Annotated in this window: 13 protein-coding genes and 1 pseudogene; all 14 read right to left on the reverse strand. The window is 45.5% G+C overall.

The window, feature by feature from the left end; genetic code table 11:
* Nucleotides 1-348 precede the first annotated feature (348 nt).
* Complete coding sequence (locus VXK47_RS18000) at nucleotides 349-1,845, reverse strand: IS1182 family transposase (protein ID WP_435550170.1); 1,497 nt, start codon at nucleotides 1,843-1,845, stop codon at nucleotides 349-351.
* Nucleotides 1,846-2,421: 576 nt separating this feature from the next.
* Nucleotides 2,422-2,643 carry a hypothetical protein gene (locus VXK47_RS18005; protein ID WP_435550171.1) on the reverse strand — a complete coding sequence of 74 codons (222 nt, stop codon included), beginning with the start codon at nucleotides 2,641-2,643 and terminating at the stop codon, nucleotides 2,422-2,424.
* 315 nt (nucleotides 2,644-2,958) lie between these two features.
* Nucleotides 2,959-4,365 (reverse strand): efflux transporter outer membrane subunit, encoded by a 1,407-nt coding sequence (locus VXK47_RS18010; protein WP_435550172.1) that lies wholly within the window; start codon nucleotides 4,363-4,365, stop codon nucleotides 2,959-2,961.
* A 1-nt stretch (nucleotide 4,366) separates the two neighbouring features.
* Nucleotides 4,367-7,546, reverse strand: coding sequence for an efflux RND transporter permease subunit (locus VXK47_RS18015; protein ID WP_435550173.1), 3,180 nt, complete (start codon nucleotides 7,544-7,546; stop codon nucleotides 4,367-4,369).
* Nucleotides 7,546-8,784: an efflux RND transporter periplasmic adaptor subunit gene (locus VXK47_RS18020; protein WP_435550174.1), complete on the reverse strand. Its 1,239-nt coding sequence runs from the start codon at nucleotides 8,782-8,784 to the stop codon at nucleotides 7,546-7,548. Before VXK47_RS18020 ends, VXK47_RS18015 begins: the two co-directional genes overlap by 1 nt.
* Before the next feature lie 79 nt (nucleotides 8,785-8,863).
* Nucleotides 8,864-9,439, reverse strand: a complete 576-nt coding sequence (locus VXK47_RS18025; RefSeq protein WP_435550175.1) for a TetR/AcrR family transcriptional regulator — start codon at nucleotides 9,437-9,439, stop codon at nucleotides 8,864-8,866.
* Between the two features lie 189 nt (nucleotides 9,440-9,628).
* Complete coding sequence (locus VXK47_RS18030; protein WP_435550176.1) at nucleotides 9,629-10,810, reverse strand: IS4 family transposase; 1,182 nt, start codon at nucleotides 10,808-10,810, stop codon at nucleotides 9,629-9,631.
* 54 nt (nucleotides 10,811-10,864) lie between these two features.
* On the reverse strand, nucleotides 10,865-11,143 hold the full coding sequence (locus VXK47_RS18035; protein WP_435550177.1) for a hypothetical protein: 279 nt from the start codon (nucleotides 11,141-11,143) through the stop codon (nucleotides 10,865-10,867).
* 89 nt (nucleotides 11,144-11,232) lie between these two features.
* Entirely contained in the window at nucleotides 11,233-11,700 is a 468-nt protein-coding gene (locus tag VXK47_RS18040; protein WP_435550178.1) for a hypothetical protein, read from the reverse strand.
* Nucleotides 11,701-12,007: 307 nt separating this feature from the next.
* Entirely contained in the window at nucleotides 12,008-13,186 is a 1,179-nt protein-coding gene (locus tag VXK47_RS18045) for an RNA-binding domain-containing protein (RefSeq protein WP_435550179.1), read from the reverse strand.
* Entirely contained in the window at nucleotides 13,174-15,792 is a 2,619-nt protein-coding gene (locus tag VXK47_RS18050; RefSeq protein ID WP_435550180.1) for a TrlF family AAA-like ATPase, read from the reverse strand. The genes VXK47_RS18045 and VXK47_RS18050 overlap by 13 nt, the downstream gene beginning before the upstream one ends.
* A gap of 121 nt (nucleotides 15,793-15,913) precedes the next feature.
* Nucleotides 15,914-19,309: an Eco57I restriction-modification methylase domain-containing protein gene (locus tag VXK47_RS18055; protein WP_435550181.1), complete on the reverse strand. Its 3,396-nt coding sequence runs from the start codon at nucleotides 19,307-19,309 to the stop codon at nucleotides 15,914-15,916.
* 2 nt (nucleotides 19,310-19,311) lie between these two features.
* Nucleotides 19,312-22,674, reverse strand: coding sequence for a helicase-related protein (locus VXK47_RS18060; protein ID WP_435550182.1), 3,363 nt, complete (start codon nucleotides 22,672-22,674; stop codon nucleotides 19,312-19,314).
* Nucleotides 22,675-23,014: 340 nt separating this feature from the next.
* Nucleotides 23,015-23,408 (reverse strand): annotated as a pseudogene (locus VXK47_RS18065) (UDP-N-acetylglucosamine 1-carboxyvinyltransferase); the annotation flags it as partial.

Consider the following 23,408-nt stretch of genomic DNA (forward strand, 5'->3'; position numbering starts at 1 on the left):
CAAGCTGCTGAATAGCGCACTTTATCCATGGAAAACCTTTTGAAATTAAACTTCGACCTGTTTAAAAGAATATGAATAACAGCCAAAAAGCGAAATTACGTTTCTTGAAAACATCGGGTATCATATAGAAGGATTACTCGACAGGCTGTTACAGAATTAAATATTCCAAAAATTCCCTTATGGCCAAAATATATAAAACTTTAGCAACCTCCCCTATCTTTCCCTCTCACCAGCACTTGAAATATTATTAAAGCTGAAAGATTCGATATAGCAACTGATTTATTTACTGAAAACCGGGTGCTGTAGAAAAAGTTAAGTTTTTTATCCCATGAAAGGCATGCCTTGTATTTATATCAGGCATGCATCAAGGCTAACGGCATGTTTGTCACAATAGGTTGCTATCTTTTTTATATTGTGTGCAATACTCATCAGGTTAAATTCCCCTTTTACCTTTGCGATGCCTCGTACTAAGAATTGCCTGAAGCCCAGATTGAATTTTATATTTCCAAAAACCGGTTCAACCGTATGCATCCTTTTCTGATATTCTTTGCTTCCTTTATCACTAATAAGTTTCGCCCTGTTTTTTTCGATCAGATGTTCATGTTTCCCTCGGACCACCTGCTTGTATTTGGCTCTTTTAGTGCATTTTGACTTTGCAAAACATTCTACGCAATCTTTGCATTTATAGGTGCTCTTTTCTTCCGTACCGGTGCTTAAATATAACACTTTCCCTTCCGGGCAGATGTAGGTGTCTGTTTCTGAATTATATTTAAAATTTACTTTGTCGTATTTGAAATTATCATTACCAACTCTTTGTTTGGCAGAGTCATCTATTAATGCTTCTATTTGATTTTCTGATATTTTAGCAAGATTGTCCCCACTGTGGTAGCCGTTGTCAGCCTTACAGATATCAATTTCAGCACCCAGATTCTCTTCAGATTGCCTAACCATAGGGATCAACTGTTTTTTATCATTACAGTCGGTTGTCACATCAATGGCTACGATAAATTGGTTTTCTTCATCAACACTGGCCTGAGCATTATAATTGGTTCTGATGCATCCGTTACGTTCTTTCATATACCGGGCATCATGGTCAGTTAAGTTGATTTTCATGCCTTCAATCTTTTTTTCTTCGGTTTTGCTGAGTTGGCCTTTTTTCTCCTTTTTTAATTTGGCTTTTTCTTTTCGTAGCTCTTGCATGGCACATTCTATCTTATCTTTCCTGGTCTCCAATTGTTTTAACTCTTTCGGAAGCTCGTCGCCACGCTTGTCACCAAATTCTAAATTTTCTTTCTGATCAATATCTTCAGCTTCTTTCAATATACAGGCAACTTTTTCTTTTACATCTGACAATAGCTTTTCCAGCCCTTTTTCATCCTTGCTCAGTTTGCCGGATGCATTTGCTCTGATTTTTGTGCCATCTATTGAAAGTTTTATATTTCCGATTTTTACAAGCCCAAGCTTTATTCCTATTAAAACGATCTCTTGAAATAATTCCGATATCTCTGATAAATTATCTCTCCTGAATTCACTTATTGTCTTATAGTTGGGACGAAGTTTTTTTGCCAGAAACATAAAATCCATTCTTTCCTCACACGCCTTTGATAATTTGCGAGAGCTTCTTACCCCAACAGAATACCCATAAAAAAGAATTGAGAGTAATATTCTTGGACAATATGCTTTTTGGCCAACATCGCTGAATTTGAAAATAATTGCATTAATATTCAAACTTGAAACGATTGACAACACAAGCTTTGCTAAATGGTCTTCAGGAAGATAGTCATTAATGGTTTCAGGAAATAATACCATTTGATTTATTGACTCACCAGCTTTGAATTTGGGCATAGATTTCTCCTTAAATAGTTGGATAATCTATAGCATTTGTAGTAATTAAAAGCAATGACTTTCTTAATTATTTAAAGTGGTTGTTGTTTTGTTTTAGTTCTGTAACAGCCTGTCGAACAGATTTGCGCTCCCCATCCATTATCAAACCAATAACATAGTTCCTCGCCAAATTACGTCCTTCTTCTCGGTGAAAATAATTAAAAAAAGACATCATGTATTCATCAATGCCTGGATATACGGTTTCTTTTATCATTCGTTACTTATGGCATCTTTTTGAAATAATATCAAGATAATTGTCGGAGTAGAATTAACAATGTGGCTGTAAATTCAACTGCTTTCATCGAAGCAGGCGAACCATCTATGGCCAACAACATTTTTTTGACAGGAGGGGCCTGCCCCACGAATATAATTGGAATAAATGTTAAAGATTGCAATAGTTTGACGGCAACGCTGCCGAGTATGATACTTGTCAGCCCACCCATCCCCCGTCTTCTTAAGACGACCGCGCTGTAACCATTTCTCGCCTCATCGATAATGTCCCGGGCAACCCCTTTTTCTATGTGTTGAAATTTAATTTCAATCGACTGTTCCGGAAATCCCCTTAAGTTGACGCACGGCGTCTGCACAGGTTGGATTGTTCTCAATATCCCGATAGGCTTCCGGTATGCCGCTGAAAACATGAAAGAGCACAATTTGCGTATTCTCATCAACCGGCATAAAGGCCTTTACATAGTTCACCGTCTGTATGGCCCGATCAGAACCGTCAACCAAAACCAGTAATTTTTTTTGAATCGTCATATCCCCTCCTCCGGACATCGAAGGTATTGTCAAAAGTTTTTTCGCATAATAGCTCTTGTATCAGTATAATATTATGCAAAATCAGTATGTTGAAATCTTTAAAAACTAATTTTAGTGTCCTCCTACCAATTAGCTGGATTGAGCGGAGCCCTTGCGTAGCTCAAGCTCAAGCCAGCTGGGGATTTTACGGTTTTTGTTCTTCATAAAAATCCCCCTTTTTTCATAAAACTTTTGACATTACCACATCGAATGGATCGCACTGAAATGAATCAATCAAAGATTATCAAAAAATGATGAAAATCACTCTGATGGAAGCTATTCGCCCCCACCTCCCAATACCGCGTAAAGCCGCACCTGGTTGGCGAGTTTGGCCAACTGGAGTGAGATAAGCCCTTGCTGTGCGGCATACAGGGACCGTTGCGCATCCAGGACGCCCAGGTAGCTGTCAATCCCTTTTGAATATCGTATATTTGAGAGGCGGTAGGTATCCGCAACGGCATTTGTCAGGGATTGCTGGGCAGCCACCTGCTGGTCCACCGTGCCTTGCACCGCAAGAGAATCGGCCACTTCCCGGAAAGCGACCTGGATCGCCTTTTCATACTGGGCCAGGGCGATTTCCTGCTGCGCTTGGCTTACCCGGTATGCGGCCCAGGTGCGGGCATCGAAAACCGGTACAACAATATGCGGGGTAAAGCTCCATGTGCCGGACCCGGACCCGAAAAGACCGGACAGATCATCACTCGCCGTCCCGACCGAGGTGGTCAACGAAATGCGCGGGAAAAAGGAGGCACGGGCCGCGCCGATATAAGCATAGGCCCCTTTGAGCCGGTGTTCCGCCGCCATAATGTCCGGCCGGTTCAAAAGTGACTCGGAGGACAGGCCTGCAAAAATTTCTTTAGGCGGATTATACCTTGCCAGATCCGACGGTAAAAGATCCATTGGCACCTTCGATCCGGCCAGAAGGTCTAACGCATTCCGGTCCTGGGCCGCAATTTGCGTAAAGCGGGCCACATCGCCCCGGGCCGAATCCACCGGGATTTGCGCCTGGCGCAAGTCCAGTTTTGAGACTACGCCGACTTCATATTGACGCTTTATTAAATCATAGGCGGACTGCTGGGCTGTCAGTGTGGACCGGGCCAGTTTGAGGTTTTCCAGATCAGCGGATAAGGTCAGATACACTCTGGCGACTTCCGACACCAATGCGACCTGTACGCTGCGGCGGGCCTCATCCGTGGCCAGGTATTCTTCCAGGGCCTGGTCCTTTAAACTGCGGATGCGGCCGAAAAAATCCATCTCCCAGGCAGCGATGCCCAGACCGACATTGTATTGCTCGCTTGTCCTCGAGCCTTCGGGGCTAATCAGATTGGCGGCAATACGTTCTTTGCTTCCCGTTCCCGCTGCATTGACCACCGGGAGCAGCTCCGCCCGTTGAACGCCGTAAAGAGCACGCGCCCTTTCCACATTCAGGGCGGCGATCCGCAGATCCCGGTTGTTCGTCAAAGCCGTCTCGATAATCTGTTGAAGCTTCGGGTCGGTGAAAAACGCTTTCCAACTCAGTTCCGGGGCAGTTGGAGTTTCAGGAGCGGCCTGCGTGAGCTTATAGGCTTCACCCTTCGGCCATTCTGCCGGAACCGGCGCCAGGGGCTTCGTGTATTTGGGGTTCATGGAACAGCCCCCCATGAAAAGCAGAACGCCAAGGATAAGTATGATTTGTTTTTTCATGTTAACGCACCTCCTGAAGGCCAGCTGGTTTAATGGCGTTTTCAGGGATTTGCCCCTTTTCCTTCTTCTTGAATATTTTGGACACAAGTACAAAGAACATGGGAATAAAAATAAGATCAATTAACGTGGCCGAAAGCATGCCGCCACAAACGGCGGTGCCGATGGCGTTCATTGCCCCGGCGCCGGCGCCGGTGGAGATGGCAAGCGGCAGCACCCCGAAAAAGAAAGCCAGGGAGGTCATAATAACGGGCCGGAACCGTGTTTTGACAGCCCCAAGGGTTGCATCGATAAGGCCTTCACCATGCCCCATCCGTTCCTTTATAAACTGAATGATCAGGATGGCATTTTTTGTCGAGAGGCCAAGGGTGGTAAGGAATCCGATCTGGAAGTAGACATCGTTGGGCAGCCCCCGAAATGAAGTGGCCAGTATCGCGCCTAATACACCCAGCGGCAGCATCAACAGATTGACAAAAGGGATGGTCCAGCTTTCATACAGGGCGGCCACACAAAGGAAGATTACGAAAATGGAAAAGGCGTACAGGATAGGCCCTTGAGTTGTTGCCATCCGCTCTTGGTAGGACAGCCCGGTCCAGTCAAAGCCGATCCCCTGGGGCAGCTTTGCGGTGAGTTCTTCCATGGCGGCCATTGCATCGCCGGTACTGAGACCCGGCGCCGGTTCGCCCCAGATATTGATGGAAGGAAAGGCGTTGTAGCGCTCCAGTTTGGGAGAACCCTGGGCCCACCGGCAGGTGGCAAAGGAAGTGAAGGGCACCATTTTTCCCACACTGTTCCGTACATAGAGTTTTTCCAGATCATGCGGCAGCATGCGAAAAGGGGCATCCGCCTGGGCATAGACCTTCTTGACCCGGCCGGCCTGGATAAAGTCGTTGACATAGGCGCTGCCGAATGCCGCCGCAACGGTGTTGTGAATGGAACTGATGGGAACCCCCAGTGCGCCGGCCCTTTCCCAGTCCACGTCGATGTGGTATTCGGACACATCCTCCATGCCGTTGGGCCGGACCCTGACCAGCCGCGGATCCTGGGCCACCATGCCGAGAAGCTGGTTACGGGCCGCCATGAATTTTTCGTGGCCCAGGCCGCCTCGGTCCTGTAATTCAAAATCGAATCCGATGGCTTGTCCCAGCTCGATGACAGGGGGCGGTGGAAAAGCAAAGACCATGGCGCCTTTTATCTGTGAAAATGCTCTCATGGCCCTTCCGGCAATGGCCTTGACCTTCCGGTCCGGCCGCTGGCGCAGTTTCCAGTCTTTGAGTTTGGCAAATCCCAGGGCCATATTCTGCCCCTGGCCGCCGAAACTGACCCCAGCAACCGACAGGAAGGATTCTACCCCATCTTTCTCATTCTCCAGAAAATGGTTCCGCACCCGGCTCATGACTTTTTCAGTCTGCTCAAGGGTGGAACCCGACGGAAGCATGGCTTGAACCACCAGGATGCCCTGGTCCTCATCCGGGATATAGGATGTGGGCATCCGCTGAAAGAGGAATCCCACCGCTATTACAATCAAAAGATATACAACCAGATATCGTATTGTCTTTGAGAAGGAGCGATGAACGATTCCCACATAGATGCCTCTGATCCGTGCAAAAAACCGATCAAACAGTCTGAAAAAGGGACGCAGGAAAAAAATCGCATTATCCGACGGTTCATGCCCGGCTGGTATGGGTTTAAGGAACGAAGCACAGAGGACCGGTGTCAGGATCAGGGCCACCACCACCGAAAGGAGCATGGCGGCGATGATGGTTACGGAAAACTGGCGGTAGAGAACCCCGGTGGAGCCCTGAAAGAAGGCCATGGGACCAAAGACCGCCGAGAGCACCAGTCCGATGCCGACCAGGGCGCTGGTGATCTCGGTCATGGACTTGGCCGTGGCCTCCCTGGGGGGAAGTCCTTCCTCGGCCATGATGCGCTCCACGTTCTCCACCACCACGATGGCGTCATCCACCAGTAACCCGATGGCCAGCACCATGGCAAACATGGTCAGCATGTTGACTGAGAAACCGAAAGCGCTCAGAACCGCGAAGGTCCCCAAGAGCACCACCGGCACGGCGATGGTGGGAATCAGGGTGGCCCGGATATTCCCCATGAAAAGATACATAATTAAAAAAACCAGCAGAACCGCTTCGAAAAGGGTCTTGACCACCTCCTCAATGGCCACCCTGGTAAATGGGGTGGTATCGTAGGGATAAATCACCTTCATGCCGGGGGGAAAATAGCGGCTCATGTCCTCCAGTTTCTGTTTGACGGCTCTGGCCGTATCCAGGGCATTGGCGCCGGCAGCCTGACGGATGGCCATGGCTGCGGACGGTTTACCGTTATAGTTGGGCTCGATATCAGAGCGCTCGGTCCCCAGTTCCGTCCGGCCGATGTCCTTGATCCGGACCACCGAACCGTCCGGATTGGTAATGATGGGAACATTGGCGAATTCCTCCGGGGTCTGGAGCAGGTGCTGAACGATAATGGCGGTATTCAGACGCTGCCCTTCCACAGCGGGCGCCCCTCCCAACTGACCTGCCGATACCTCGACGTTGTAAGCTTCGAGTGCCAGGATAACATCTTCCATGGTGAGATGATAGTTATTCAGCTTGTCGGGGTTGACCCAGACCCGCATGGCATACTGGGAGCCGAAATTTTCGACTTCACCCACCCCCGGCACCCGGGACAGAACCTTTTCCAGATTCGACTGGGCGTAATCCCGCAGGTCGTCACTGCTCATGTTGCCGTCTTCCGAAATCAACCCGACGATAATCAGGTAGTTTCGGGTGGATTTGCTGACCTTGACGCCGGAGCGCTGTACCACATCGGGAAGGCTGGCCATGGCGAGCTGCAACTTGTTCTGCACCTTGGACCAGGCGATATCCGGATCGGTTCCAGGTGCGAAGGTCATCTCGACCCGGGCCGCGCCGGATGAAGAACTGGTGCCGGAGAGGTAAAGCATATCGTCCAGACCGGTCATCTTCTGCTCAATGATCTGGGTTATGGTGTTTTCCACCGTCTCCGCCGAGGCGCCGGGGAAAAAGGCATCGATGGCGATGGCGGGCGGGGCGATGGGGGGATACTGGGAGATGGGCATGTTGTATATGGCGAGCCCACCCGCCGCCATGATGACAATGGCGATGACCCAGGCAAAGACCGGCCGATCCAGAAAGAATTTCGACAGCATTACGCACCTCCACCAGTCCGCTTTTGCGGCTGCGCGACTGGGCCAGCGGCAGGTTCACCCCCGGTTTTATTTTCATCAAAAGGAACCGCTTCCACGGCAGCACCGGGCCGCACCCGCTGCATACCCTCGACAATTATGCGATCGCCTGGGGCAAGACCTGCCGAAACCAGCCACTTATCATCGATGGCACGATCAAGGGTGAGCATGCGCAGGCCGACTTTCCCTTCGGCATCCACAATCAGGGCGATGGGATTCCCCTTGGGGTCGCGGGAGACGCCTTGCTGAGAAATAAGAATTGCCTGCTCATTGACGCCTTCCTTAATCACTGCCTGGACGAACATCCCCGGCAGAATAATGTCTTCCGGATTGGAAAAAACAGCCCGCAAAATAACGGATCCGGTGGTCGGGTCCACCGTGACATCGCTGAATTGCAGGGTTCCTTCCAGGGAATAGGGGGTGCCGTCTTCCAAGATAAGCTTGACCTTGTCCTGGTTTGTCCCGTTCTTCTTGAGCCGTCCGTCCTTCAGGCGTCGCTTCAAACGCAGCAAATCGGTGGTGGATTGCGTCACATCCACATAAATGGGATCAAGCTGCTGAATGGCTGCCAGGGCCATGGGTTGATAAGCCGTGACGATGGCGCCGTCCGTGACATTGGATTTCCCGATACGTCCGGAAATGGGAGCGGTAATTTTGGTGTATTCCAGGTTAATGCGGGCCGTCTTCACGGTTGCTTTCCAAGACTGGATATCGGCCTCGATCTGTGTCAGGGCGGCAGCCGCATCATCATAGTTCTGTTGGCTCACCGCCTTGTCCGCGAGCAACTCCTTATACCGTTCGGCCCTTAACCGGGTGGCGGACAGGTTGGCTTCGGACCGGCCCAGGGCGGCCTCGGCATTGTCAAGTGCGGCCTGAAAAGGAGCGGGATCAATCTGGTAAAGAACTTGTCCGGTCCGTACATCGGAACCCTCCTCAAACAGCCGTTTTAAAATCAGACCGCTGACCTGGGGCCGGATTTCCGCAATTCGAAACGGCGCGGTTCTCCCCGGCAATTCAGTGGAGAGGGTAATCTTCTGCGTTTCAACCGTTATTACCGATACTTGCGATGGCCCAACCGGACCTCCCGGGCCTTGTCCCGGCCCCTTTGCCGAACCCGTTAGTTTGCCGATCTCATCACATCCCGTCAACGCAAGCGCTGCCAGGATCACTCCGGCCAGGGCAACCCTTCTGATTTTTTCCATTTTCTGCATGTGGCACCTTTAAAAAAACGGTTAATAATTCCTATTCCATAAAAGAATGAACGTTCATTCCTTTATACCTTTATATCTTAACGCTATCCCAGCAGGATTCGACAAGCTTTCGGGAAAGCGGGGCGTCCAGATCCACGAACCCCAGTACATGATCCCGTATCGTCCAGATAATCGGGGCGAACGCCAGATTGAAAAAAGCCACCAGCGACAGATCCCGTATCACCTGCTGGGCAGTCCCCCTTTCATAAAGATCGATGAAAATATCCGGCTTGCCCGCTGACGCAAAAATTCTGTTTCTGCGATGCTCCACTCCGTAAGGGGAGTGGTGAAACTGTTCACTATACTTGAAATCAATGGGATTTCGGACAAAATAGTCGATCACACCGGTGCCGACATGGAAAAAACACTCCCGCACCGGACGGTCATAGGGATAATCCGCCAGCAAGAACGTCACCAGTCTTTCTTCTTTTTCCTTATACATCGTTCGGATCAGCGCATCCCGGTTCTCAAAATACCGGTAGATCGTACCGATGCCGACGCCTGCTTTTTCAGAGATCATGGACATGGATGCGCCATGAAATCCCTGCTCCGAGATCAGGTCTATTGCCGCAAGGATGATGCAATCCCGCTTATCTTGCTTTGCCATTATCACGCACCTTTTTTATAGGAATGAACGTTCACTCTGTTTACGTGGTGGGATTTCGTCTGTCAAGGTTTTTAATTCATTAAATTGTGACACTGCTGTCCAAAATAATTTAAAATTGACAATTTGGCATTAAAGAATTCAATCAGTTACCTATAAAAAGGCAACTATTTGAAGATCAGGTTGCCGGTTTTAAAAAATGCTGTCCAAATTCCTTGGCAGAGGACATTGGACAGACCTGGGAGTTATGGGAAGAACATCAAAGGGATTATCGATCCATTCCCATAAATCCCTGTATGTGAAAAGATTCCACCTCAGGAAAGCGACCATGTTTGATAACGACCAATTAAACTTCGATTTAAACTGGAGGTATTTGATCAGCAACATGGCGATCAATGCTGTCCAAATCTGGATGTAAAGGGCATTTTCACTGGTTCCGACAAAGGTTTTAACCTTCAGATTTTGCTTTAGAGCTTTGAAAAACAGTTCTATCTGCCAGCGATCTTTGTAGATGGCAGATATGGTGGTTGCCCCAAATTCAAGATGGTTGGTCAAAAGAACGATTTGGCGGTTTTGCTCTTTGTCCCAGACCACGACCTTGCGCAATATGTGAGGACATTTTTTACGGGCATAATGTCCGTTAAACTCAATCAACTGATCGGCAAGGATATTTCGGTTTTGCGGTACAGCCCGTTCTTCGATAACGGTGTAATCGGCATTGTCTTTTAACCGGGTGACAAAATAAATGTGGTTTTCGGTCCAATAGGCAAACAAATTGTAATCGTTGTATCCTCTATCCATGGCCACAATCGAATAGGGCGAAAGGGGAACCTTACGGGCAACAGTAACATCATGCTTTTTACCGTTGGAAATATAAGCAAAGGTGGGCAAGTACCCATCATGATCCAGCAGCAGGTGCCGTTTTATAGCTCCTTTTGTTCGCCGGAATTTTGCCCATGGGAAAAGTGACAAGCACAGCGATATGGTGGAACTATCCAGCGACAGCAGCTTGTTTTTGAATTTGAACCGATGTTTGGGAGTACCGGCCAATTTGCAAATATCAAGGGTCTGGTAAAAAAGATCCTGGTACATCTGCCAGGGCCGATGGGCATTGGCATAGGACAGCGTGGATTTGTTGGGGGCTTTTTTAAATCCTAAATGGCGCAATTTTCCGAGGCAGCAGGATAGTCCGCCGCAAATCTCACGTAAACTTTTGGCTTGGGCTAATTGGCAAAATAACATGGCTGCAAAATGATCCCAGCTGTCAAAGCCTTTACAGTAACGTTCTGCCTTATGATGAAAGACCAAATTATGAAATCGACCACGATTGAATATCGCAATCAGTTGACTAAACAAACTCGCATATCGTATCATTGCGTTGCCTCCTTGTTGTTGGCGTATGTTTTTTCTTGTCAATTAAACCATGCTTTACAAGGAGGCTTTTTTCAAGCTTTTTCGAATTACTTCATTGTAAAACCGTTTTTGGACAAAAGTGATACAGAATATTATTATCACAGGCCCAACCGGAGTCGGCAAAGTGGCCGGAAGATACCAGTGGGCGGATGCGGCAAGGATTGCCATAGGTCGCGGTATTGTGGCTCCGAGAGCGAGCCAACCGTCTGTCCATCGATTGTGCCGTATGATATTTATAGGATTGCCGTGTCCGACAAAAATGGCAGGCATGGATTTCACCGCATTAATTGTCATGTGTCTTTTCCTCCATCAAATTACTGTCCTATGCCAACTTCATGTATGTCGCAGTGTCCCAGAATAGCTACTCTTCCATCATAACACCATCATTCTTGAATCCTGATTACTTTTTTATCTTTAACTTCCTTAACCAACCTCTCTATCATCCCACCTTCACCGGCATAACCAACGACCGCCTCATTCGCCAGTTCAATCATAAATCTGTTTCTTTTTTCAGCAGTTTCTGCCGTTACCCGTTTTACGCTGTTATCAAACGGTGTAACAATCAATAATCTGCCTGCATCTATTGCCCTTTTCAATTCCGGCTCTGTTTTCTTCTTCATTCCCCGCGCCAGGGCCATAATAACCGGTTGTGTGCCGGCAAGAAGGTAATGAAATACATCCTTTTCAATCTTTGAATGAAAACCGCTGATTATACAGTTGCCTTGGCCACGCTGTTCGATTGCCCAGTCGTAGCATTTAAGAACCACCGAAGCAGGTATTTTCCGGCTGCATAGAAACGCGGTCTTGTGAAGTTTCAGTAATTCTTTATTGCCGAGTGATGCCACAATCATTTTAAACAACTCATTAATTTAACTATTTTCAACCATTCCTTGCTCATGTCTTAGTTGATGATGAAATCCAGCCCCTCGTGAAATATGGGAAGTCACCTTCATTGCTTTATGGCAAATGACCGTAAATCATTCTTGATATAGTATTTTGCGCCAAATTTCGTTAAAAGTTTTTCCGCATCGTAAAGGAATTTACCCCAATCCACGGTTTGCTCTACAATCTTCATGTGGTTCAACTTACCAACTTTCCAGAATCTTACATATTTGTGAGCCTTTCGAATCACATCAAACGCTTGGACTGGATCAATATTCAGAGTTTCCTCCTTGGTATACGTGCGATAAACAAGTTGCGTTCGTTGTCTGAAGTCAGTTCCAAATCCGGGGCGGCAGACAAAGCTCGTAAGATGCCAGTGCCAATACCTCGATAGGGTAGTTCGTTCCCTTTTGTTGCAAAGGACGCAATTAGCGGATTACGAATGACCGACACGCCGTTGCGGATATTCTCGACGGTGAGGTTGTTGGGCAGAGCGCCCGGGCTGATCAACTCTATGCGATTGTCAAATAACATGACACGCCATGGTGCGGAAATGAAGTAGTCTCGATGCAGCAGCATGTTGACTACAAGTTCTTCCAAGGCATCCGGGTGCACTTCCAGATCGCCTTCCGTATTGAAACTTTTCTCATGTTGCACTCGCCGCAAATTACGAGTGAGAAAGGAGATTGTTCCTTTGTATAGATCACGCAAGCACCCTTCAATGTCCTGGCTGTCCCGATATTTGTTCCCTGCAGGATCGTTGCCAACAAAAGATACAGCCTTGATGACAAAGGCGGGGCGATGTCTTTGAGGATTGCGCCCAAAAAGCATAATTCCGGCGAGATTTAGCGTAGCCACACGCGCGAGACCGAGATTATTGAACAATTGGCTAAGCGAAATCCCAGACTTATCCAGCATCTTATCAAGCGACTCTCCATATTGCTTTTTAAAAAAGGCGACGAAGTGTTCCATATCAATGTCTCCTGATGTGGTGCCTTCGACAGGAACCTCATCAGCGTGAACGAGACCGGCGCTCTGAAGCATCCTCTGGACTTCCTCGCGGGAAGTTACCCGGCGTTTGTCTGATCCCGACTTCACCCAAAATACGCCATCGTTATCGGAGTATGGCTTAGAGATGCCTTCAGGCACTGTGACGATTATGACTAATTTTTCGCCGATAGGGATGTTCTCTGTTTCAGGGTTGATAGAAGGATGGACGCAATCGGTTGCTGTGTTGGAAATGAGTTGATTGATCCTTCGTATGTCGTTGGGCGATAAGCCTGTGACTGAGCCGTTATTATCAACGCCAATAAAAATCCTTCCACCCTTGCTATTTGCAAACGCTACCATTTCACCAGCCAGTGATTTAGCATTAGTGACATCCTGGCTCTGCTTAAATTGAGTTTGGCCGTCTTCACCGCGACGGATCAATTCAATGAGTTCTATTGCTTCCATAGTTGGTAAATCTCCTTCCGACGAGCGAAGGCTTCATGCCCGCCTTCCATAATAGACACGATGGCCTTCTGAATCCCAGGCTCGTCAATGCTTCCGATCTGGATATCGGCGATTCCACCGGCGAAAGCGCATGCACCTATCTGTTCCGCATCGCCCAGTACAGGGAAATTGGCGTTGTGCGTGGCAAAAATAAATTGGATTCCCTTTTTGAGAGACCGAAGAAGCTTGATGACATCCTCGAATATGGTCTGGTTGTCCAAATCGTCTTCAGGTTGATCTATGATGATAACGTCGTTATCGCGCTGGCTTAGAATAAAGAGTATCAATGCCGAAGCTCTTTGCCCGAGCGAGTGATCTCGTAATTCCTTTCCATGATATTCGATTTGAAAAATGTTAGGTACTTGCCATGACAGCAAGGATGCCTTGGCTTCGTTGAAGTACTTACGGAAAATGTCACCTGAATCGCCGAGGTTAATGCAGATTGTATCCAGCCCTTCATAGACAGAAATAAAATCCGCGTGCGAATCAATAATGCTCTTCAATGTTGCTTCTCGAAGTTTGCTACCACGGAAATGATTTTGTAGTTCTTTCAAAAATGCAACTTTGTCACCTTTATAATGAGGGATAATTCGGAGCGCAGTTTGGCTTTCATTCAGTTTTTTGATCTCTGTTTCGATCTGCTTGAACTCTTGATGCCACATGCCTGAAAGCCTCTTCAGTTCCTTCAGAAGTTCGTCTCGAAGGGCGTTCTTTCGCAGACGGCTCTTAGTTATTTCTTCGAGTGCCAGTTTGGTTTTCTGTAATTCAGTGTTAAGCTTTACAAAATCATCCGGACGAATGCTGATTCCTCCTGCTTGCTGGAGTTGCTCGCTAAGTTTCCGTTCAATAGCAGCGAAATCGTCCTTGAGCGCTTCGCGTCGCCGTTCCAGTTCCGTCAGTTTTTCGCGTAAAACACGAGCATCATTGCGTGCCTCAGAAAGGACCTGCCGAGCATCGGCAGGCGCTTTGCGGATTTTATCAAGAATAGCATTGATATCTGCAATAATATCCGCATTTTCTTTGGATTCAAGTTTAGACTGCGCCACCAGTTCGGATTCCTGCTCCATCAGAAATGTATCAAAAGATCGGACAAATGCATCTACAACATCGGCAACGCGACGAGCATGCGTAACATCTGCATTGAACCCCACCTGACGCCGTAGTTGCTGTTCAACACCGTACTTTCTAAAAAGCCCCAAACGAAACTCTGTGTCCTTGCTCTTGCTCTGGTATTCCTGCTCCAATGTGTCCAAATTTTTCAGTTTGTTGAGATTCGCCACCACGTCTATTACCCTTTGGCGTTGGGAAGCAATCTCCCGACGAATGGCATCGAGTTTTGAGCCGAGCAAGCGTTCAACAAGTTCACGTTCAGACCCTTCGCCTCTCTTCACTAGTTCTTTTTGGCCAAAGAACAATGGATTTTTCAACGGTATGCGTACGCCGGGTCGTAATTCTCCGTCAAAGTAAATATCTGCTCGTTCGTTCAGAATCCGTCGAACTTCGAAATGTCGTCCTTGTGCATCTTCCAGGTGTACCACGACTTTTCCTCCACTGCCGAGTGCAAAGCGGACAAGATCTTGCTTGTACTTAAGGTCTAGTTCTTCCGTGGATTCAGGCAACGGGAATTCAAGCGCAAAGCGCAAGCACTCAAGAACGGCCGACTTACCGCTGCCCCGAATGCCTATTAAGCAGTTCATCTCATCGGAAAGGTCAAGACGTTTCCCATCCAAAATACCTCCCTCAAAGCTAACCGATCGTACCCAAGAATGAACCTGCTTTTGAATGACCTTGTCGGACAAACGATCCGCCTCAGGCTTTAAGGCAAACTGAACCGCCTCAAAAGTGAAGGCGCCGATCTTGACAAAGGTCGGTTCACCGCGTCCAATTTCATGCATCGTCTTTGGATCAGAGCCTTCCACTTCAGAAGGATACCAAGTTCCGAACCAACTCTTCACTTTCTCACGCTTGTCTCGCGTTCTCACTTTTTGGAACGCCGCAGTACGGAAGCGAAAAAGCTCATTTTTACCAAGCTCGGTGATTCTGCCACCATCAAGTGCACCCCAGAGGCCGCTGTCATCTTCAACATGGGCAAAGATAAGTAAATATTCCTTTTCGAACTTGTCCAATTCACGAAGAGTCTCCAGCAAATCGTGGTTTGATCTTGCGTTACTATTATCGTAGCCGGTCTGACCAGCGAAGGTCAGCCCGAGAAAGCTCTTTATATAATCTGTATTTTCCTTATTATCGATCCAATTTTCATGGAAGATAACCAGAGTGTGAATCCCATTACGTCCATCTTTTACCGACAACTCAACTCCGGGCATTAAATAGATGTCTTCCTGTTTTGCTTCTTTCCGGAGCGCTTTGAACTCTTCCCTGTCAAATTTGTTGTGGTTCGTAATGATGCCAACTCGTATTTCTGCTTTCTTAATTTCAGCAATGTAACGAGTTATGAAATCTTTCTCGGAACCCATGTCTTTGAATTCTTTATCTCGCCGGGTGTGCAAGTGAAAATCCGCCCGTATCCACCGACTTCCGTGCACAAAAAAATTTCCTTTTTCAAGCATCTTCCTGATCTCCAATTTGTTTAACAATAAACCATGATATCAATTTATACAATTTTTGAAAACCTCTTATTTAAAAGGGTTATATCCATGCATATATTAAATGTCAGCGGACTCACAAGGATCATTCGCTACCGTTCTCCCCGCTGTCCAGTTCCTTGCCCATGCGGTATTTGATGTCGTAGTTGATGATGAAATCCAGCTCCTCATGGGTAAAGCCGTAGTGCTGGGCGAGAAGGCAGTCGATTTGGTCGATTAGGGGTTTGGAGAGTTTAGGATAGTATTCGTCGTAAATTACTTTGCCGGTTGCTTTATAATATGTTTCCTTTCTAAATTTATTTTGTTCGTAACTGTTCATTAATTCTGATACTTTTTCAGCTAATAAACGCACCAAATCATCATTAAAAGTATTCAATGATGCTGGCATCCATTCTATTTCGCGCATGTTTAAATGCCGGCAATCGGAAAGTGAAAGAAACCAAAGATAAAATATGGAGCTGTTTAGCATAGAACACGCAACAGCTTTTTGAGCTTTATCTGAAAAAGTTAGTGTTTTTATCTGAACAGATATTTTTACTCCATCCTTTTCATTCCAAAAATATGGCGGTTTAGTTGTTGCCCTAATCCAGTATTGTGGTGCATTATGAAAGTAAATTACATGATCCCCTGATAAATAATTGGCTAATGGTTTGAAATTTTGCAGATTATTCAGAATTGTTCGATGGTTAATATTACCAACCTTTGGAATTGTTCCATTAAAAGTAAGATTTTCGTTTTTTATAAAACTGAGAGAATCAAAAAGGAATGATCTGTATTCGGCATTCCAGCGAGTGTAGCTTGTTGAGAAAACATTTTTATCATTCGCTTGCTTTTTTACAATCAGAATAGTAGCCCTTATATGTTCAAGACCATCAAACAATTTGCCAGGCCTATCATCAAAAGTAGCAAATATATTCAGCGCAAACCGCTTCATGAACATTTTCTGTATAGGAATCATTCTATCTGTGCATACAATAGGCAATTGCACAATCATTCCGATTGAACCACTTGATGCTAAAATATTTGAACATCTCTCAATGGTATTTACATAAATATTACCGCAACTAATTGTTTCATATCCTAATATTTGATAAACTTTTTTAGTTTGCGAGTATTCCACATACGGCGGATTCCCAATCACTACATCAAACCCGCCCTTTCCCTCGACAATCTCATAAAACTCCGCAAACCAGTGAAACGGCTGATGGGTGGCAAGCCAATTCTTGTATTCTTTCTCTTCAAGATTAACGCCCTTGTACTGCTCCATATAGAGAATGCCGTCAAGGTCATTGGTCAGCTTTTTCAGCCTTTCATTCAGATCATCCTTTGCCTTTTTGAATCCATCGAAATCATCACTGCGGGAAAGCTGAATTTCTTTATACCTTTTAAAAGCCCGCGCCACGATTTCGCACTGTTCCAGAATCCTTTTCTTGTGTGCTTCCGTTACGAACATCCCGGCAATATCTTCTATCTGCTTTTTGGTCGCATATCCCACGAGCGTATTCCCGGACCGGATATTGAAATCCACATCGGGCAAAGGTTCCAGCCCCAGATTCGGTTTGCGATAGTCGGCATCAACGGTTGCAGCCAGCTTCAAAAATAACCGCAGTTTGGCGATTTCCACCGCCTCTTTCATGATATCCACGCCGTAGAGATTGTTCAGGATGATAGACTTGAAAATGAAGTATTGCAGATTAGGGTGTTCCGGCGCATTTGCCTGAGCAAGAGTCTCTTCAAAAAACTTATGCTTGCCTTTTCCCGATTCATGGATGAAATTCTTCATCCTGTGAATACATGCCTCATAGAGCGGTTCGAGAATATTCATTGCGGCGAAGAGAAACGCGCCTGAACCGCAGGTGGGGTCAAGTATCGTTATGCCGGAGAGGGCTTTATAAAAATAGCGGATAAACTCGGCATCCTCGGTTGTTTCAATAACATCCTGTGCGAACTGGCGGATATTGAGATTATAGGTGATAAAATCGTTGATTTCCTTAATTTCGCCATTAGTAATTTTAGCTTTGATATCAGCATAGCGCTTGCGCCTTTCAATCACTTCCCGGTAAATCTCGGTAGGCAGGGCAATATCGGAAGGCGCAGGCTTGTTCCAGCTTTTACGTAGTTCCCAGAGCCAGGGGCCGTCTCCATCAACAATCTTCTTTTCCAGTTCCGGGTCAAATCCCTTCTGTATTTCTTCCGGCAGGTCATCATGTAGGGGTGAATGATTATTCAAGGGCGAATGATTATTCGCCCCTACGGTGGGAATGCCGTATTTTACCGCATCATAGATATACTCATCTCCGCTGGTTTTCATCATCTGCCAAAGCCATCCGTTATCGGCAAACGGGCAGCTATCAAACCTGTGCCCCCTGTACTGCCGCTTCACTTCGTCAAACAGCCATGGAATCACGCAGTTCTTGGCTATGTAATCGGTAATATCTTCTTTGGTGTAATAAGCGCCCATCTGAGCACGGTCATTGATGTATTTCTCAAAAATATAACCGATTACATCCGGATTAATGTCTTTGCCGCTGGCACTTTCGCAGGTATCGAGATGCCATTCGTACTGGTCAAAGAAATCAAAGAGTTTTTCAAACGCCTTGTCATCTATGGCAATGTCCTTAAACGTCTTTTCAATTTCATGCTCGTCAAACAACCCGCCATTAAGGTATGGGATTTGACCGATTTCCACTTCAAGATTTTTTGTGTGTTCCGGCGCGCCAAGCCCTTTATGAAAAAGTGCCAGCAAAAAATCGCGATAGAAAGAATAAAATTTGTTTTTGCCTTTTTTCTCTTTGCATGCCTTGAGCTTATCCTGCAGGTAATTTTTGTTGTTATCCAGAAACCCTTTTTTCTGAATGAAATAACAAAACATCAGGCGGTTCAGCATCAGGGAGGCATACCAGTCCATGTTGATCTGGTCGTCGATGCCTTCTATGAATTTCAAAAAGGCGGTATGTTCTTTCTTGAAACTTTCATAGAATTTTTTGGTTACCCGTTCATTGTTTTGCTGGAAATTATCCGCCACCCGTTTGGTGACATCAATGATGGTGACCTTTTCTTCTTCATCTAATGTGAAAAACAAACCGCTTGCCCGCTGGTACAACAGTTCCGGGTCTTGCGATAATGAAAAACGTGTTTCACTGATTTTCGTCGGACTTCCGGCTTTTCGCACAGCCAATTGCCAGACCTGATCCCGTTTATGCTCATCAATAAAAATGATAAGATGCTCCTGAAAAAGTTTCGTCACTTTACCTTCGATTTTTTTGCGTGTGGCGGCATCGGGCAGTTTATGCCCTCCTGCAGGTTCGCAGATAAAAATCCTGAAGCCGCTTTTTTCCGCTAGCCCACTAAGATTGAAAGCAACATCATCAATAACAACCGGCTGTCTGGTGCGGTCGTTGTTCCAACCCATTTCATTAAATAGTTCTCTGAATTGAAATGCCTTGATATATGCAGAAAACTCAGCTTTGGTAATCGCCATGTTTATGCCCCGTTTATTATACCCAATGAGCAGATAATCTGTGGGAGTCTGTTAATATTTTCTGTGTTGTCAGTGATACAGAGTTTACCGTCATCACGAAGAGATACCATCAGGTTCGCGAGCATATCGTCTGAAATTCCGGCTTTCAATTGCCGGTTCAGAGTATCCCGCGCAAATTCTTTCAATGGGTATTTGTAAATATCATCAACCGCTTTTTTCATTTCATCGGTACCAAAAAGAGTCCCGTCATTTTCCTTAAGATACCTGTCGAGCCGCATATAGACACGGTATTTAACCCCGGTTTTTTTGCCAAGCGCACCACTGGTAGTAACTTCTTCTCTGCTGATAACATCCACGGCAGTTTTAACCATATCGTGGTGGTTGGTCAATTTGTATTGCGGAGCAGTACTTTTATTACACTCAGCCGCTTTAAGAATCGTAAGTTGTGATTGGGTAATTATTTTATTTTGAGTATCAATCCATGCCAGAACGTCGTTGTCTTCAGCGGTGCGCGTATATACAATAACGCCTTCTTTATTCGGTTCAAAAGTATTATTCTTGGTTGCATATATTACATTAGGCATATCCGGAATTGTTTTCGCAAGCGAATGGTCGCTATCTACAGCATTTATCCAAATCTGATAGGCATACGAAGCAAGATCAACTTCAGCATCATCTTCCTCATCGAAAATACCCGACTTTTCATTATAGAGATCATGAATATTCACCGGGTCACCGTCAAAAAAAGTTTCGTCTGAACCAACTACTTCGGCATTTTGTTTGATTCGTTCTGTAAGCCGACCTCGCAATTTAATAATTTTTTCAACACCATCTTCCGGCAAGAATGAATAGCAGATTATTTTATCAGCTTTTTGCCCTATTCTGTCCACACGCCCGGCGCGCTGAATCAATCTGATAATAGCCCAAGGCAGGTCATAGTTTACAATGATATGTCCATCCTGCAGGTTCTGACCTTCACTGAGAACATCCGTGGTAATGAGTACACGTATTTCTTTTTCTGTGTCCTTAATATTTGTCTTTTCATTGCTTATGGGGCTGAAACGTTGAGCATAATCAGTTGGTTTATCGCAATCGCCTGTTACACAATCGAGACTTTTTATTCCTCGTTTCTTAAGTTGCTCACAAAGGTAATTGGCGGTGTCAGCAAACTGGGTAAATACAAGCACCTTGTCTTTTTTGTGAGTTTTGTTTATAAGTTCTTCAAGAGCATTTAGCTGTCTATCTTCCCGCGGGTCCCATTCTTTGGCGATAGACAATATTTTAATTATCTCTCTGCCATCACCAATAAGCATTTCCTTTAAATCAGGTATGAAAAGGTCGCTACGTATCCACTCAAACCTGCTTTTGTATTGACCGTCAAACAGTTCATATACCTGCTTTGCCCGCTTTAAATACTCTTCCTCGTTTAGAATGAAAGAAATGCCGTTGCCTTCACCGTCACCATCAGTGTCGTTGTCCTCGATAAAATCATCCAGGTTTGCAATGATATTTTTCCCGATCGGAATTGAAAGTTTATTCTCCACAGCATACAAAAACACAAAGTTACGCAAAATGTGGCGAGAAAGTGAAAGTAAAAAGGAGTAACCGCTGCTTTCCAGACGCTTGAAAAGGTTCGTCCGGCAAAAGCCCATGAGCCTTTTCCCTGCTCTTGAAAGGTTAGCGATGATTAATTCTTCAACTTTTGACGGTTGAAGGCTTGCTTTGGGATTAATATAATTTCCAAGCCCATAGCGTGGCAACTGTAGTCCGTTAATAATATCAACGATTGTATCCGTATAGAGTCTTGCGTATTGGTCTTTCTTATCTTTTACATCAAATGGGTATTCAACTTTTTTCGGGAAGCGATCCGGAAAAAATGATTTAGTACCATCGGAAAACGTCAAGTACTTTCGGCCATCTGCTGGGTTGGTGCCAGCATAGTTGTTTTTAATAAAGCTTCGTGTCCTTCTTACCAGACACAGACGCATGAGTTCGCGCCAGTCGTCGGAGAAATAGCTTTTTTCAAATGCTTTTATGCTGCGTATAAATGTTTCAGTGTGTTTGGCGATAAAATGGACCTGACCACCGATACTTTCAATATATCTTTCAGGGCTGATGCCAAGGTCCTTGTCATCTGCAATAAAAAGTCTTAATTGATTTGACAAGTCAACATAGGATTTATTGTAAGGGGTTGCAGTGAGCAGAATTACTTTGCTTTCATTTTCTTCAAGATAGGATTTTATAGCACGGTAACGGCTCCCCTCATCATTTCTGAGATTGTGGCTTTCATCAATTATGACTATTCTGTATCTTCTTAAATTTGGTAGCTGCCTTTGAACCATACTTTGTGAAATAACCTTGGCGTGCAATTGATACCTGTGTACATACCCATCCCACATATCTATAAGATTTTTTGGACAAATGATAAGGGTTTCAAGAAAAAAATCTTCCTCAAACATTTTTGCAAGTGCTGTGGCTGTTATTGTTTTTCCTAGCCCGACAACATCACCGATTAACACACCGCCTCGTTTATGAAGGTGATGTGCAGCGACCAAAACGGCCTTTTGCTGAAAATCCAGCAGTTCCTTTTTAAACACTTTTGGAAGTTTATATTCGCTGATACCGGCTCGCGCCTCTCTGGAAAGATGATAGGCTATTTTAAGATATATGTGGTAAGGAGCAACAAGGCGGTCAGATGCCCAGCTTTCATCAATAATCTGTATAAGTTCATCTGTAATATCCAAGCATTTGTTATCATTCCACCGGTCATCAAACCATTTTGCAAGTTTGGAGGCGGCATCCTGATCCATAACATCTATATTCAATTCCCCTTGTTTGGATAATCCCGCCAATGTAAGATTACTGCTTCCAAGAAAACCAACAATCGGCACTCGGACATCATCGCTAAAGGCCAGATAGAGCTTTGCGTGGAGTTGATGCTTTAAATGCAGTTTGACAACGACCTTTTTTTCTTTAAGCTGTGTGCTTAATTTGCGGAGATATATCTCATCCCGCTCTGTTGGTGTTCCAATGGTCAACTGTTCTTTGAATTCATAAGCAAGTTTTTTCTTCAATTTAAGCATTTCTGCCTGGTCAGTTATATATGTGTCGTCTCGTAAAAACGATTCTTTCAATATTTCCAGAGGAAGCTTTTGCATACCAACAAGAAGCCGGCAATACCGGTGGATTTGGTCATTCTTTTCGGTAACCGGCATACCAGTCAATGCGTCAATTTTATCAGCTATTTCATGCCAACCTCGAAGATTAAAATAACCAACGCAAAAGTCACCGCGTTTAGAAAGATTTAATGTATCTATCAGACCATTCGAAAGTTGGTTTTCGATATTGTCATAAATTTTCGGCATTATATTCTCACTTTACTTTATTCTCTTGCGAGCCACAAGAACGCGGCACGCTTATGGGGGCTGGAATATTATTTTATCTATAAGGCTCTATTATCTGTTAAAACGGATAATGTGTATCTTCTGATATCAGAATCAATGTGTAAAATCAAATTGTTTAGAGATGGGGATTTTGACAGACTTTCAACAAAATCATCAAATTTGGTCAAATACAAAAAAAGTGAAAAGATCAACTGCCGGAATATATTTAGTATTTAGAGGATAGCGCTTAGCTTGATTTAGTACGAGATTTGAGCCTAACGAAGTAATCGGATAAAAGTGGACATTATACAACGGTCTCATGTCAGGCTTTTACTCTTTTTATCTTCGCTCCGAGAGCGGCGAATTTCTTTTCTATAGCTTCGTATCCGCGGTCAAGATGATACACGCGGTTAACTTCCGTACTGCCTGATGCTACAAGTCCGGCCAGTATCAGGGAGGCGCTTGCCCTGAGATCTGTCGCCATAACAGGAGCGCCCATTAGCTTTGGAACTCCTGTTATCATAGCTGTATCGCCGGAAATCTTTATGTCGGCGCCCATTCTTTTTAATTCGCTCACATGGATAAATCTGTTTTCAAATATTGTTTCCGAAATTACGGAAAAACCTTTAGCAACAGACATAAGCACCATAAACTGCGCCTGCATGTCGGTGGGAAACCCGGGATATGGCATCGTCTTTATATCAATGCTTGATATT

The sequence above is a fragment of the Desulfobacterium sp. N47 genome, assembly GCF_051233685.1.
Lineage (GTDB): Bacteria > Desulfobacterota > Desulfobacteria > Desulfobacterales > RPRI01 > RPRI01.